The 13015-nt window shown below is 65.1% G+C and carries 13 protein-coding genes; 5 read left to right on the top strand and 8 right to left on the bottom strand.

Annotated elements, in window-relative coordinates:
- Window positions 1–198 precede the first annotated feature (198 nt).
- The 5 genes from TBU01S_RS06835 to TBU01S_RS06815 are packed head-to-tail and all read right to left on the bottom strand — an operon-like array spanning window position 199 to window position 3572.
- Window positions 199–1143: a metal ABC transporter solute-binding protein, Zn/Mn family gene (locus TBU01S_RS06835; protein ID WP_068635891.1), complete on the bottom strand. Its 945-nt coding sequence runs from the start codon at window positions 1141–1143 to the stop codon at window positions 199–201.
- 33 nt (window positions 1144–1176) lie between these two features.
- Complete coding sequence (locus TBU01S_RS06830; RefSeq protein ID WP_068635977.1) at window positions 1177–2043, bottom strand: metal ABC transporter permease; 867 nt, start codon at window positions 2041–2043, stop codon at window positions 1177–1179.
- 38 nt (window positions 2044–2081) lie between these two features.
- On the bottom strand, window positions 2082–2915 hold the full coding sequence (locus tag TBU01S_RS06825) for a metal ABC transporter ATP-binding protein (RefSeq protein ID WP_068635890.1): 834 nt from the start codon (window positions 2913–2915) through the stop codon (window positions 2082–2084).
- Between the two features lie 4 nt (window positions 2916–2919).
- Window positions 2920–3117, bottom strand: coding sequence for a hypothetical protein (locus TBU01S_RS06820; protein ID WP_068635889.1), 198 nt, complete (start codon window positions 3115–3117; stop codon window positions 2920–2922).
- A complete protein-coding gene (locus TBU01S_RS06815) occupies window positions 3114–3572 on the bottom strand; it encodes a Fur family transcriptional regulator (protein WP_068635888.1) in 459 nt (152 codons plus the stop codon). Before TBU01S_RS06815 ends, TBU01S_RS06820 begins: the two co-directional genes overlap by 4 nt.
- Window positions 3573–3747: 175 nt before the next feature.
- Here TBU01S_RS06815 and TBU01S_RS06810 point away from each other — a divergent pair, with 175 nt between their 5' ends.
- The 5 genes from TBU01S_RS06810 (at window position 3748) to TBU01S_RS06790 (ending at window position 8226) form a co-directional block, all read left to right on the top strand.
- Window positions 3748–4320 carry a DUF2796 domain-containing protein gene (locus tag TBU01S_RS06810; RefSeq protein WP_245650864.1) on the top strand — a complete coding sequence of 191 codons (573 nt, stop codon included), beginning with the start codon at window positions 3748–3750 and terminating at the stop codon, window positions 4318–4320.
- Window positions 4320–5054, top strand: a complete 735-nt coding sequence (locus tag TBU01S_RS06805) for an ABC transporter ATP-binding protein (RefSeq protein WP_068635886.1) — start codon at window positions 4320–4322, stop codon at window positions 5052–5054. Before TBU01S_RS06810 ends, TBU01S_RS06805 begins: the two co-directional genes overlap by 1 nt.
- Window positions 5051–6337 (top strand): ABC transporter permease, encoded by a 1287-nt coding sequence (locus tag TBU01S_RS06800; protein WP_068635885.1) that lies wholly within the window; start codon window positions 5051–5053, stop codon window positions 6335–6337. Before TBU01S_RS06805 ends, TBU01S_RS06800 begins: the two co-directional genes overlap by 4 nt.
- 2 nt (window positions 6338–6339) lie before the next feature.
- Window positions 6340–6996, top strand: a complete 657-nt coding sequence (locus TBU01S_RS06795; protein WP_169802957.1) for a DUF3299 domain-containing protein — start codon at window positions 6340–6342, stop codon at window positions 6994–6996.
- Between the two features lie 456 nt (window positions 6997–7452).
- Window positions 7453–8226, top strand: coding sequence for an NF038132 family protein (locus TBU01S_RS06790; protein ID WP_068635883.1), 774 nt, complete (start codon window positions 7453–7455; stop codon window positions 8224–8226).
- A 234-nt stretch (window positions 8227–8460) separates the two neighbouring features.
- Here the strand turns inward: TBU01S_RS06790 and TBU01S_RS06785 are convergent, their stop codons facing one another.
- The 3 genes from TBU01S_RS06785 to TBU01S_RS23800 all read right to left on the bottom strand — a co-directional run bounded on the left by TBU01S_RS06785 (window position 8461) and on the right by TBU01S_RS23800 (window position 12944).
- Window positions 8461–8796 (bottom strand): hypothetical protein, encoded by a 336-nt coding sequence (locus tag TBU01S_RS06785; RefSeq protein ID WP_068635882.1) that lies wholly within the window; start codon window positions 8794–8796, stop codon window positions 8461–8463.
- A 26-nt stretch (window positions 8797–8822) separates the two neighbouring features.
- Entirely contained in the window at window positions 8823–10049 is a 1227-nt protein-coding gene (locus TBU01S_RS06780; RefSeq protein ID WP_068635881.1) for a glycosyltransferase, read from the bottom strand.
- 72 nt (window positions 10050–10121) lie between these two features.
- A complete protein-coding gene (locus tag TBU01S_RS23800; protein WP_068635880.1) occupies window positions 10122–12944 on the bottom strand; it encodes a retention module-containing protein in 2823 nt (940 codons plus the stop codon).
- Window positions 12945–13015 lie beyond the last annotated feature (71 nt).

Genomic DNA, 13015 nt, shown 5'->3' with positions numbered 1-13015 from the left:
GTGTAGCGAGGGTAGGATGGGTAGAGCCGCAGGCGAAACCCATCGTTTGCGGGAAGCAGGGGTGATGGGTTTCGCTACGCTCTACCCATCCTACTCGTGCTGCGTCAGCCGTGATGGGGTGTGATGACGCCCCAACGGAGCAGGTCTGCGGCCTGCTTTCGCGGCTGCTCCTACGGCGGGCCTGCAAGCATCTTCGATTTACGGCGCCGACAGTGCCTCGTGCAGCACCTTGAAGTTGCTGCGCATCATCGACAGGTAGTCCGGCGCCGGGCCGTCGGCGGCCGACAGTGCGTCCGAGTACAGCGTGCCGCCGATGCGCGTGCCGCTTTCGGCGCGGATGCGCTCGATCAGGCGCGCATCGGCGATATTTTCGATGAATACCGCGGGAATCTTCTCGGCCTTCAATTGAGTGATCAGGCGGGCGACGCCCCTGGCCGTGGGTTCGGCATTGTTCGACACGCCCACCGGCGCCAGGAAGCGGATGCCGTAGGCCTTGCCGAAATAGGCGAAGGCATCGTGCGAAGTGACGACCTTGCGGCGTTCGGCCGGCAGTGCGGCGAAAGCGGCGCGGATCTCGGCGTCCAGCACTTTCAGTTCGCCCTGGTAGCGTTCCGCATTGGCGCGGTAGCTGTCGGCATGGGCCGGGTCGGCAGCAGCCAGCGCCGCGGCGATGTTCGCCACGTAGCGCTGGGCGTTGCCGAGATCCTGCCAGGCGTGCGGGTCGGCGCCGTGGCCATGGTCGTGGCCGTGGTGATCATGATCATGGTCGTGACCGTCGTCCGCCATCTCGATCGTGCTCACGCCTTCGCTGGCAACGACGATGGTGCCCTTGTAGCCCCCTGAACGCGCCAGCCGTGCCATCCAGTCGTCGAAGCCCAGGCCGTTGACCACCACCAGCGCCGAACTGCCGATCTGGCGTGCGTCCGACGGCCGCGGCTGGAAGGCGTGAGCGTCCTCGTTGGCGCCGACCAGCGTGCGCACACGGACCCTGTCGCCGCCGACCTCGCGCACCATGTCGCCCAGGATGCTGAAGCTGGCAGTGACTTCGAGCGGCTCGGCCTGTGCCAAGGCGCTGGACATGGGCAGCATGCAGAGCGCGAGCATGCCGGCGAGCCGGCGCAATGAGGGGCGGAAAGCGTTCATGGCGGTGCCTTTCGTACGGGGCGTTGGAGAAAATCAGGATTCGAGGTGGTGGCGCACCGGCAGGCGGGCGACCAGCAGGCCGCCGGGTGCGGCGAGCAGCGAAACGAAATAGACCAGGCCGCACACCAGCACGATCGCCGGTCCGGCCGGCACGTCGGCATGGAAGGACAGCAGCAGGCCGGCCACGCCGCTGCCGAAGGCGAACAGCACCGCCAGCAGCAGCAGCGCCGGCAGTCCGCGCGCCCACAAGCGTGCAGCGGCCGAAGGCAGGATCATGATGCCGACCGCCATCAGCGTGCCGAGGGCATGGAAGCCGCTGACCAGGTTCAGCACCACCAGCATCAGGAAGCCGTAGTGCGCCACCGGCGACCAGCGGCTGACGCCGCGCAGGAAGGCGGGATCGAAGCACTCCATGACCAGCGGCCGGAACAGCACGGCGAGGCAGAACAGCGTGACGCTGGCGATCGAGGCGATCAGCAGCAGCGAACCGTCATCGAGCGCCAGCACCGAGCCGAACAGCACGTGCAGCAGGTCGAGGTTGCGGCCGCGCAGCGACACGATCATGACCCCGGCCGCCAGCGACAGCAGGTAGAAGGCGGCGAGGCTGGCATCCTCCTTCAGCACCGAGGCGCGCGTCACCAGGCCGGCGGCCAGCACCACGACGATGCCGGCGACGATGCCGCCGATCGTCATCGCGCCGAGCGACAGGCCGAAGGCCAGGTAGCCGAGCGCCGCGCCGGGCAGGATGGCGTGGCTCATCGCGTCGCCCATCAGGCTCATGCGGCGCAGCAGCAGGAACACGCCGACCGGCGTGGCGCCGAGCGCCAGCGCCAGGCAGCCGGCGAGCGCGCGGCGCATGAAGGCGAAGTCGGTGAAGGGGGCGAGCAGGAATTCGGTCACGATGAGAGGAGGAGCGTTGGCAGCGCAGCGGCTGCGGATCAATGCCGGTGCGAGCCGTGTTCGTGGCGATGGGCATGCCCGTGGGCATGTGGGCCGGCATCCGGAGGCAGGGCCTGGGCCGGCTGTTCGATCTGGCACTCCGGCGCATCCTCGTCGAAGGCCTCGGACAGGCGGCGCGCGCGCGCCAGCATCTCCGGCGTCAGCACCTGGGCGGTGGGGCCGAAGGCGACGGGTTCGCGCGACAGCAGCAAGCAGGTGGGGAAGTGGCGGCGGACCTGTTCGAAGTCGTGCACCACGGTCAGTACCGTGCGGCCTTCGCGGTGCCAGCCGAGGATGAGCTGGACCAGGTCGTCCACGGTGCGGCTGTCGATGGCGGCGAAAGGCTCGTCGAGCAGGATCAGCGGCGCATCCTGCAGCATCAGCCGGGCGAAGCGCGCGCGCTGCAACTGGCCGCCCGACAGCGAGCCGATCGGACGCGCCTCGAAGCCGGACATGCCGACCGCGGCCAGCGCCTCGCGCACCCGCTGGCGCTGCTGTCGCGACAGTCCGCCGAAAGCGCCGATCTCGCGCCACAGGCCCATCGCGACGACGTCGAACACCGAAACCGGAAAGCTGTGGTCGATCTCGCCGCGCTGCGGCAGGTAGGCCAGCGCGCCCGGCGGCAGGCCGGGCATCAGGATGCGGCCGCCGATCGGGCGCAGCTCGCCGGCGATGCCTTTCAGCAGGGTCGATTTGCCTGCGCCATTGGGGCCGATGACGGCGACCAGGGCGCCGGCGGGGATGTCGCCGCTCAGGTGGTGCACCGCCGGATGGCGGTCGTAGCCGAGCGTCAGGTTCTCGATGCGGATCAGCGGGGGCGGGGCGGGGTGCATGTCCTCAGTCCAGCGCCCACAGCACGGCCAGCCACAGCAGGCCGGTGGCGAGCGCAGCGGCGCCCAGGCGGGCGACGACGCCGACGCCGAGCAGGCTGCGAGGCGGGTACGGGGGGTAGGCGTGTGAATCCTGCGAGGCGCGCGCCTGGGCGGAGCGTGCGGGCGTGGCAGCGGCTGGACTGCCTTGGTCGTGGGCGCTCATCGCTTGGCCGCCTTGGCACCTTCGCGCCCGCAGTCGGCACAGGCGCCGTGGAACACCAGTTCGCTGCGGGCGAGCTCGAAGCCGGCCGGCAAGGCCGGGTCGGGGCCGGCGGGCACGTCTTCCAGGCACAGGATCTGGCCGCAGCGGTCGCAATGGAAGTGCGCGTGGCGGTGTTCGCCGTCGCTGCGGATCTCGAAGCGCCAGGCCCGTTCGCCGCCGGCGATGCGCTGCGCGATGCCTTGTTCGACCAGCCAGTCGAGCGCGCGGTAAAGCGTGACGCGGTCGTGCGCGATGCCGGCCGCCGCCAGCGTGGCGCCGATCTCGTCGTGCGACAGCGGATGCGGGCTGGCCTGCAGTGCTTCGATGACGGCCACGCGTGTGCGCGTGACCCGGCCGCCATGAGCGGCGATCAGCTCACGGGCGGGAACGAAGGCGGGAGGCGGATGGTCTGGCATTGCGGTCACGGGTGGGCCAGCGAGGCGGGCAAGAGTGGCGAAATCGAATGGATGAAATCTGGGGGCGGAAATGGAAAGGAACTTGTCCGTGTTTGATGCAACATTGTAGCATTAAAAGCGCCTCGATCGAGCCTGATCCGTTCCCGGAGGAATGATGAAACCTGCACGCCTTGTCATGACCACCCTTTGCGCGCTGTTCGGCGCGATGCCCTTCCACGCCCTGCACGCCCATGAAGGGCATGATCACCAGACCCATGCTGCACACGAACATGGCGTGGCCACGCTGCGGGTGGCGAGCGCCGACAAGGCGCTGGTGATCGAATTCCTCAGCCCGCTCGACAACCTGGTGGGCTTCGAGCACGAACCGCGCAGCGACGAGCAGCGCAAGGCCATCGCCGATGCCGAAGCGCTGCTGCGCGACGGCGCCGCGCTGTTCCGCCTGCCGGCTGCGGCTGGCTGCCAGCTGCTGGGGGCGAAGCTCGATTCGCCGTGGCTGCAGAGCGAACAGCCCGACCATGACCACGGCCATGGACACAGCGACGCGCATGGCGCGACGGAGCATGAGGGCCACGCCGATCTGGCGGCGAGCTATCGCTTCGAATGCACCGCGCCCGACAGGCTCGACAGCCTGCATGTCCGCTTGTTCGACAGCTTTCCGCGGTTGCGTGAAGTGCGCGTCGAGCGGGCGACGGCATCCGGCCAGGGCGCTGCGGTGCTGACTCCCGCCAAGGCCGAACTGCCGCTGTGATGCCGGAGGCGTCGCCCGGCGCCGACTGCGCTGCGGTCGCGGTCGGCGGCTTGCGCTATCGCTGGCCGAAGGCGGACGTCGACTGCCTGGCGATCGACGATCTGACGCTGGCGGCCGGCGAGCGAGTATTTCTGCGCGGCCCCAGCGGCAGCGGCAAGACCACGCTGCTGTCGCTGGTCGGCGGCGTGATCCAGCCGCAGGCGGGCGGGATCTGCGTTGCTGGCCAGCCGCTCTCGCGCCTGTCGGCGGGCGCGCGCGACCGTTTTCGCGCCGACAACATCGGTTTCGTCTTTCAGCTTTTCAACCTGCTGCCCTACCTGTCCGCGCGCGACAACATCCTGCTCGCCTGCCGCTTTTCCGCGGCGCGGCGGGCGCGGCTGCGCGCCGCGGGCGTCACGGCCCAGGCCGAGGCCGGGCGCCTCGCCGCCCGCCTCGATCTCGACGCCGAGGCGCTCGAACGTCCCGCCGCCGAACTGTCGGTCGGCCAGCAGCAGCGTGTCGCGGCGGCGCGGGCGCTGATCGGCCGGCCCGGCCTGATCATCGCCGACGAGCCGACTTCGGCGCTCGATGCCGACCGCCAGCAGGCCTTCGTCGACCTGCTGCTGGGCGAGTGTGCGGCCTCGGGCGCGGCACTGCTGTTCGTCAGCCACGACTTGCGGCTCGCGGCGCATTTCGACCGCGTGCTCGATCTGGCGCAGATCAACCATGCCACGGCGGTGGAGGCCGGAGCATGACGCCGATGCTGGCGCTCAGCCTGCGCAGCATCGGCAACCGCCGCCTGTCGGTGGCGCTGACGGTGATCGCGGTCGCGCTGTCGGTGGCCTTGCTGCTGGGCGTGGAGCGCTTGCGCAACGATGCGCGCGAGGGCTTTGCGCAGACGATCTCGGGTACCGATCTGGTGGTCGGCGCGCGCGGCGGTGCGGTGCAGTTGCTGCTGTACTCGGTGTTCCACATCGGCAATGCCAGCAACAACGTGTCGTGGCAGAGCATGCAGCGCATCGCCGCGCTGCCGCAGGTGAAGTGGCTGGTGCCGATCTCGCTGGGCGATTCGCATCGCGGCATGCGGGTGGTCGGCACCACGGCGGATTTCTTCGCCCACTATCGCCACGGTGCCGGCCGCGCATTGGCCTTCGCGCAGGGGCGCGCCTTCGCTGCGGTGCCGGACGGCATCTTCGAGGCCGTCGTCGGCGCCGAAGTGGCGGCGCGCTTCGGCTATCGCCCCGGCCAGCGGATCGTGCTCAGCCATGGCAGCCTGGGCGGGGAGGGCGGGCCGCGCTTCGCCGACCATGCCGACAAGCCGTTCACCATCGTCGGCGCGCTGGCGCGCACCGGCACGCCGGTCGACCGCAGCGTGCTGGTGGGCTTGGAGGGCATCGAGGCGATCCATATCGACTGGCACGGCGGCGCGCCGATCCCGGGGCTGTCGATCGCGCCCGAGCAGGTGCGCAAGTTCGATCTCAGCCCGAAGTCGGTTACCGCAGCGCTGGTCGGACTCGACAGCCGCATCGCGGTGTTCCGCGTCCAGCGCCAGATCAACACCATGGCCGGCGAGCCGCTGACGGCGATCCTGCCCGGCGCCACGCTGCAGGAGCTGTGGTCGCTGGTGGGCATGGCCGAGCGTGCGCTGCTGGCGGTGTCGGCGCTGGTCGTGGCCGTGGGGCTGGCCGGCCTGGTGGCGGTGGTCGTCGCCAGCCTGGGCGAGCGCCGCCGCGAACTGGCGATCCTGCGTGCGCTCGGCGCCAGTCCGCTGCAGATTTTCGCCTTGCTCGCCTTCGAAAGCCTGCTGTTGTCGCTGGCGGGCATCGTGCTCGGGCTCGGTCTGCTGTATGGTGCGGTCGCCGTGGCGGCGCCGTGGCTGGCCGCCCAGTACGGCCTGAATCTCGTGCCGGGCTGGCCGTCGGCGGGCGAATGGCGTCTGCTGGGCGTGGTGCTCGGCGCCAGCCTGGCGGCCAGCCTGGTGCCGGCATGGCGTGCCTACCGTTACTCCCTGGCCGATGGCCTGACGATCAGGATATGAAGATGCCTGTATTGCCCCGGTTTTCCCTGCCTTCCCTCCGTGTCGGCATCCTGGCCGGCGCGCTCGCCCTGGCAGGTGGTTTCGGCCCGGCTCCGGCCGTGTTCGCGCAATCCGGCGGCGACTATCAGGTCGGCGACCGGCTCGAACCGGCGAAGGAGAAAGCGGGAAAGAACACCGGCAAGGGCGCGGCAACGCCTTTCCGCGAGATAAGCTGGGACGATCTCATCCCTGCCGACTGGGATCCGCAGAAGTTCTTCGCCGACCTGCAGATCGACGATCTGCAGGACAACGATCCGCGCGCGATGGAGATCATGACGCGGATGCGCGAGGAGTGGGGCCGCGCGCCGGTGGTCGAGCGCCTGTCGGGCCAGTCGGTGCGCATTCCCGGCTTCGTCGTGCCGCTCGAAGGCGACGGCGCCACGATCCGCGAATTCCTGCTCGTACCCTACTTCGGCGCCTGCGTCCATGTGCCGCCGCCGCCGGCCAACCAGCTCATCCACGTGATTCCCGACAAGCCGGTGCCGGCCGGCATGAACATGTCGCCGGTGTGGGTGGATGGGGTGCTGACCGTCGGGCGCATCGATTCCGAAATGGGTAGCGCCGGCTACCAGATGCGTGGCATCAGGGTCGAGGAGTACAAGGAACCGCTGCCGGAATGAGGAAGTGAGCAGGCAGGGGTCCGGCATGCGAGCAGGCCGCCCACGCCGGCGTCTGTCGTCCAGGGTGAAAGGATGGTTTCGGGTTTGAGCTGCATCCTGAGCGGGGGGGGGGGGCGGTGTTCTTTAGGTGCCCTGTTATTCGTATTTCATGAATTCCGCAACTTCTCGAATCGTCGGAAATATTTACAGCTGCCTCGAAAAATCATCGATAAAATTCGCAAACTCTTCCATTTGGAGTTTTTTGCTGGTTTTCGTGAAATAAATCACGATTAATGGGAAAAATATAAAAATCAATCGGTTAGGAGATTTGTTTTCAATAGAATAAAAGCGTTGCAGGACATTCGGCAGAGTTTTCAGATTTTTTCGATTTGGCGTAAGAATGGTGGCACGGCTGTTGCTAATAGTTGGACAACTCAGTAGCTCTGCTTTGAATGAACAGTTATCAGGAGGTTGTCCATGTCTTATAAGAACTGTTTCGTGACGAAATCAACGGTACTTTCGAGTCTGGTCGCGGGCGCAGCGTTGTGCTTTTCCGTGATGGCTTCCGCAGCGCCCATGTCGTTGACGGATGGGGTGGGTGGTTATGGCGTGTCGGGCGTAGATGGTGTGGTCGGCGCCCCGCCGGGCGGCGGCGATTATGGCTGGGTGTCGACGAGCGGCGGCGCCGGTGGCGTCTATCTGGACGGCCTTGGCGGCACCAACGGCTCTTATGTGCGGACTGCCGCTTTTTCAGCCACTGCGGGCCAGAGCCTGTCCTTCGATTTCAACTACATCTCCTCCGATGGCGGGCGTTATGCCGATTATGGCTGGGTGCGCCTGTGGTCTGCCGACCTGAGCCAATCCTTCTTGCTGTTTACCGTCCATACGACGGACGACGGCACGGACATTTTCGGCACCCAGGGGGCTGCGCAGATCAATCTGCCGAACGCCTCGATCACCGGTGGCGCTCCAAACTGGTCGGCTTTGGATAAGTATTCCGAGAAATGCTATCGCAGTGGTGGTGGATGCGGCTCTACTGGCTGGCTCAAGGCGAGCTTCGACATCATCGATGCTGGTGATTACATCCTCGAGTTCGGTGTATCGAACAGGTTCGACAAGGGTTATGACTCCGGCCTGGCCTTCGCTGGCATTCCTGGCGGCGGCTCGCAGGTGCCGGAGCCGGCTTCGCTGGCGTTGCTTGGCCTGGGAATCGCCGGCTTGGCCTGGAGGGGCTGTCGCAAGGAGATCTGACCGCATCCCAGGTATCGGGTGGCGTCTCAATGGCGCCGCCCCAAAACAAAGCCAGACGGTTGGACTTCCCGTCTGGCTTTGTTTTGGGCTATGGCTCTCCCGCTGGGGTTGCACCGAGCAAGCCAGTCATGCCGCGAAGGCGGGCACCCAGGGAATCAAGACCTTGAAGTCGAAGGCGCTGGGCTCCCGTCTTCGTGGGCGTGACGAACAAAGGCCGGCTTGTTCAGGCCTGCCCTAAAGCAATCCGCCATCGTCATCGAGCAGATTCGCATTGCTGTTGAGCGAATTGCGCAACGAGCGTCTTTGCAGGAGGCGGTTCTGGGCTGGGAGGGGAAGGTCGGTGAAGCGGATCACATCCTTGGCGAGCAGGGTGTCGATGAGGTCTTCAAGTACGCGGATGAGACCTTGATCCGTATACTCGAGAGCGGCGCGTGGGTCCTCCAGGATGGGGGTGTCGGTCAGGGCGGTGAGTTCGGCCGCGTCGGCGTCGATCCACTCTGAGGCGCTTTCCGACGGGGTCAGCCGGGCTGCAATGATTTTTCCGCTGGAATCCCGCTCGACGAATGGCATGTCGTGGCCTCCGTGGTTGTACTTGTTCAGAAGACGCCGAGCTTGCGGCGCTGGATCACGGTGTCGAAGATCGACAGGTAGCGTGGAGCGACCTTGCTGATGTGGAAGCGCTGATGGGCATCGGCCAGCGCGTTTTCGCCCAGATGGATGAAGTCCTGCGGTGCATCGATGATCTCGGCGGCATAGCGTACCCAGCTTGCGATGTCGTCGTATTTGCACAGCAGGCCGTTATGGCCGTGGCGGATGACCTCGGGCACGAAGCAGTGGTCGCTGGCGATGATCGTCTTGCCGCGAAACAGCAGTTCGAACAGTCCCCAGTTGGCCGAGCCGAATTGCAGCGGGTAAAGGAACATGTCCATTGCTTCGACATAGCTCGCGAAGTCGTCGTAGCCGGCGAAACTGACGTGTTGGAAATTCGATCCTTCGCCCAGCGTGATGCCTTCGCGCTGCAATACGTATTGCATGAAGGATTCGGGCCGCGATTCGGCGGGGAAGTTGTGCTGCAGGAAAACTTCCTCGTAGCTGTACAACACCTTCGGCGAGCCGCAGAAAACGAAGCGCACTTGCGGGCGCTGCTTGAGGACTTCCTTGGCGATCAGGATGAACTGCTCGAAGCCTTTGGCTGAGGACAGGTCGCGGGCGGAGAAGCCAATGTGGAACACGCCTTCTTCCTTGGCGAAGGTCGAGGGCTTGCGCTTGATGTCGAAACCTTCCATTTGCGGCACGATACGGTCATGCAGGCAGGCCGGGAACATCTCTCTGGCATAGACGCTGGGTACAATCACCAGATCGCTTTTGAGCGCCTGGTGATAGCTCGTCATTTCGAACACCTTGTCGCGGTAGGTAGCGTAGTCCGGCTGCGGGTATTTCGGGTCGTGGCCATGATGGCCAAAGGACGGGAATTCGATGTAGCTGATGATGGGGACGTCGAATTCGTCGAATAGCTGCAAGGGAAAGCCGCCCGAGCCGTGGGCGACGATGAGGTCGATGCCGGTTCGCTCGAGCAGTTCGCCGATTGCTTGCTTGATGAGGAATGAACGCTGAATCCGGGCTTCGAGATTCTTGGTGTAGAAATAGCCGTTGGGGTTTTCGCTGGCTACGGCGAAAGGAACCAGGTTGGGGATTCGATCCTTGTTGGCGTTATGGACACCGGCGCTGCACAGGAACCAGGAGTGTGCCAGTCCTTCGCTGTTCAGGTATTCGTGCAAGGTCTGGAACTGGCCCAGGCCTTCGTGGATGAACAGTATCCTCATCGATATTCCGCCTATTCAGAAAAGCATGCGGCGACGGGCCTGATTCCGTCGCCATTCTTGTACGTTCGCGCCTTATTCGACGGTTGGTGTGTTCTGCAGCAACTGGCTTGCCGGATCCGGCTGGAAGGCCGCAAAGGCATTGGCCCCCGTATCGCCACCGCTGCTGGATGCCCCGCTACCGCCGGCCAGGCTGTCGTCCTGAAGCAGTACGTCGTTTGCAGACAGCGCCTGGGCAGTGACAGTCTGGCTCTGCACCGTGTCGGTTGCCGTGTCGGTCACGGTCGCGGTGTCGGTGATCGTGTCCGTAACGGTTGGGAAGGTCACCGTCTCTGTCCATTGGCTGACCGTGATGGTTTCGGTGAACTCGGTCACAGTCTCGGTGCTGACGGGGCCGTTGGCGGTCTGCGTGAAGGTTTCGGTGCTGCTTTCGGTGACGGTGACCGTGTCGGTTTCAGTGGTGCTGATGGTGACGGTTTCGGTCACGGTGGGGCCGTTGTCCGTCAGGGTGACGGTGACCGTGTCGGTTTCGGTGATCGTCGGCGTATGGGTTTCGGTGACGGTGAGCGTTTCGGTGACCGTCGGCGTCACGGTTTCGGTGATCGTCTGCGTGCTGGTTTCGGTGATCGTTGGCGTACTGGTTTCGGTGACGGTGAGCGTTTCGGTGATCGTCGGTGTGATGGTGTTGGTCACCGTCACGGTGTCGGTAACCGTTGGCGTATGGGTTTCGGTAATGGAGTGGGTTTCGGTGACCGTCGGCGTGTAGGTTTCGGTGACCGTCGGCGTGTGGGTTGCAGTGACGGTATGGGTGTCGGTGACTGTCGAGGTGACGGTTTCAGTCTCCTTGGGGCCGTTGACAGTCTGGGTCACGGTGACGGTGTCGGAGTTCGTATCGGTGTCGGTCACCGTGATGGTATTGGTGTCGGTGACGGTGACGGTGGTGGTTTCGGTGACGGTGATGGTGTCGGTGACCGTAGGCGTGACGGTGTTGGTGACCGTCTGCGTGCTGGTTTCGGTCAGCGTCGGGGTGCTGGTTTCTGTTACGGTGACAGTTTCAGTCAGTGTCTGCGTGACGGTGTCGGTCACGGTCACAGTTTCGGTTTCCGTAATTTCCCGCTCGCCGCCTGCCTGGAGGCCGCCGATGGCGAACCTGCCCAGATAATGCTCGATAGAGTACTCACTGAAGGGTGTGCTGGACTCGATGGTGATTTCTTTCAGGCCCGGGCCGTCATCAAACTTATGATAGGTAGAGACGCCATTGACTATTACGTAGAATTCAGCGTCGTCGCTCTCTACATAGATTGTCAGCTTTAGCGAATAGACTTGGGCCAGCGTTCCATCTTTGTTCTTGATGATTGCATTGACCTTATCGCCATCGCTGATGCGCTCGTCTCCAGCGCCTTCGGAGATGCCCAGCAGGCCGCCATCGTCGACGGTGATGGTGCCGCCGCTTACCGGTGAATATTCGATCTCGAGATCGCCGGTATCGATCTTCCCGTCCTTGCCGATCCCATGAGTCTGGGTGGCCAGCGATTCCGTCGCCGTGGAATAGGTTTCACTGGTCACGGTTTCGGTGGCCGTAGGGCCAGCGCTGGTCAGGGTATAGGTCGCAGTATCGGTGGCGGTCACGGTGCTGGTGCTACTTTCCGTGACGGTGGCGGTTTCGGTGATGCTGGAGCCGGTGTTGGTCTGGGTGTAGGTCGCAGTATCGGTTTCGGTCTCCGTGCTGGTGACGGTTTCCGTGGCCGTGACGGTTTCGGTGATTGCCGGGCCGTTGCTGGTCTGGGTGTGGGTCGTCGTACCGGTTTCGGTCACGGTGTCGGTGGCGGTCTCCGTGATCGTGACGGTGCCGGTGGATTCGGGGCCGGCAGCGGTTTCGGTGAAGGTGACGGTGTCGGTTACCGTCGAGGTGTTGGTTTCCGTTGCAGTGACGGTTTCGGTGACGGTGAGGCCGATATTGGTCTGGGTGAAGGTTGTCGTACCCGTTTCGGTCACGGTTGCGGTGTTGGTTTCCGTGGCCGTGACGGTTTCGGTGATCGTGGGGCCGTTGCTGGTCTGGGTGATGGTTGCAGTGCTGGTTTCGGTCGCGGTTGCGGTGCCCGTTTCCGTGGCAGTAGCCGTGGCGGTGGGGCCAGCGGCGGTCTGGGTGACGGTTGCCGTACCGGCTGCCGTTGCGGTTGCGGTGTTCGTGTCGGTGAGTGTGACGGTTTCGGTCACGGTGGAAGGCACCGTCTGGGTGACGATGCCGGTGATCGTATCGGTGATGATGCCGCTGACGGTGCCGGTGGCCGTCCCGGTCACGGTTTCGGTCACCGTGATGGTGTCGGTGAGCGTGACGGTGACCGTCTCGGGGACGTTCTCGGACGGTGACGGCGGCACCACGATGCTGGGGGTGTAGGTGGTTTCCGCTTCGTCGTCGAGCGGGCCGCCGAAGAAGATCGGCGGTTCGTCCGGCGGCAGGATGCCGAACTCGAACTCGAGCGGGGTCACGCCTTCGGCGATGCGGAGCAGGCGAACAAAGTTGTTGCCTTCGCCGCCGCCGCCGCCGGCCAGGCCGGCTGCAGGGTCTTCGAGTGCGTCACCGAGATCGCCGCCCCGTTCCAGCGCCTGGATCACGTTTTCGATGTCTGCGCTGGCAAGCTGGGCGTCGGCCGCTGCCGGGCGGGTGCTCTCGTCCATCTCGGCGCCGATGGCGATGGTCTGGTTTTCGGGGATTGCCAGTTGGCTGCCGTCGGCCATGGCCAGTTCGACGCGGCCGCCGGCGGAGGTGACGAGGGTTTCGCCTTCGCGCAGCGCATCGCCGGCCTTGAGTGAGCGGGTGTTGCCGTCGGCGTCGCGCGCAAATGCAGCGCCGTGGATCGTGACGACGGTTGCGACGGGAGGAAGGCTGGTAGCCATTGCACGCCTCTTCTGGGATTGGGAGTCGACCGGACGCCAGTGCGTCCGGACAGGATTTCAACGTGACCCGA

Source organism: Thauera butanivorans NBRC 103042 (genome assembly GCF_001591165.1).
GTDB lineage: Bacteria > Pseudomonadota > Gammaproteobacteria > Burkholderiales > Rhodocyclaceae > Thauera > Thauera butanivorans.
The sequence above is the reverse complement of the archived record's forward strand: the minus strand, read 5'-3'. Positions and strand labels throughout refer to the sequence as shown.

Bases quoted from the DNA above. Each gene is read 5' to 3' on its own strand.
- TBU01S_RS06780 (WP_068635881.1), bottom strand. From the start codon at position 10,049: ATGAGGATACTGTTCATCCACGAAGGCCTGGGCCAGTTCCAGACCTTG.
- TBU01S_RS06810 (WP_245650864.1), top strand. From the start codon at position 3,748: ATGACCACCCTTTGCGCGCTGTTCGGCGCGATGCCCTTCCACGCCCTG.
- TBU01S_RS06795 (WP_169802957.1), top strand. From the start codon at position 6,340: ATGCCTGTATTGCCCCGGTTTTCCCTGCCTTCCCTCCGTGTCGGCATC.
- TBU01S_RS06820 (WP_068635889.1), bottom strand. From the start codon at position 3,117: ATGAGCGCCCACGACCAAGGCAGTCCAGCCGCTGCCACGCCCGCACGC.
- TBU01S_RS06835 (WP_068635891.1), bottom strand. From the start codon at position 1,143: ATGAACGCTTTCCGCCCCTCATTGCGCCGGCTCGCCGGCATGCTCGCG.
- TBU01S_RS06815 (WP_068635888.1), bottom strand. From the start codon at position 3,572: ATGCCAGACCATCCGCCTCCCGCCTTCGTTCCCGCCCGTGAGCTGATC.
- TBU01S_RS06825 (WP_068635890.1), bottom strand. From the start codon at position 2,915: ATGCACCCCGCCCCGCCCCCGCTGATCCGCATCGAGAACCTGACGCTC.
- TBU01S_RS06800 (WP_068635885.1), top strand. From the start codon at position 5,051: ATGACGCCGATGCTGGCGCTCAGCCTGCGCAGCATCGGCAACCGCCGC.
- TBU01S_RS23800 (WP_068635880.1), bottom strand. From the start codon at position 12,944: ATGGCTACCAGCCTTCCTCCCGTCGCAACCGTCGTCACGATCCACGGC.
- TBU01S_RS06805 (WP_068635886.1), top strand. From the start codon at position 4,320: ATGCCGGAGGCGTCGCCCGGCGCCGACTGCGCTGCGGTCGCGGTCGGC.
- TBU01S_RS06790 (WP_068635883.1), top strand. From the start codon at position 7,453: ATGTCTTATAAGAACTGTTTCGTGACGAAATCAACGGTACTTTCGAGT.
- TBU01S_RS06785 (WP_068635882.1), bottom strand. From the start codon at position 8,796: ATGCCATTCGTCGAGCGGGATTCCAGCGGAAAAATCATTGCAGCCCGG.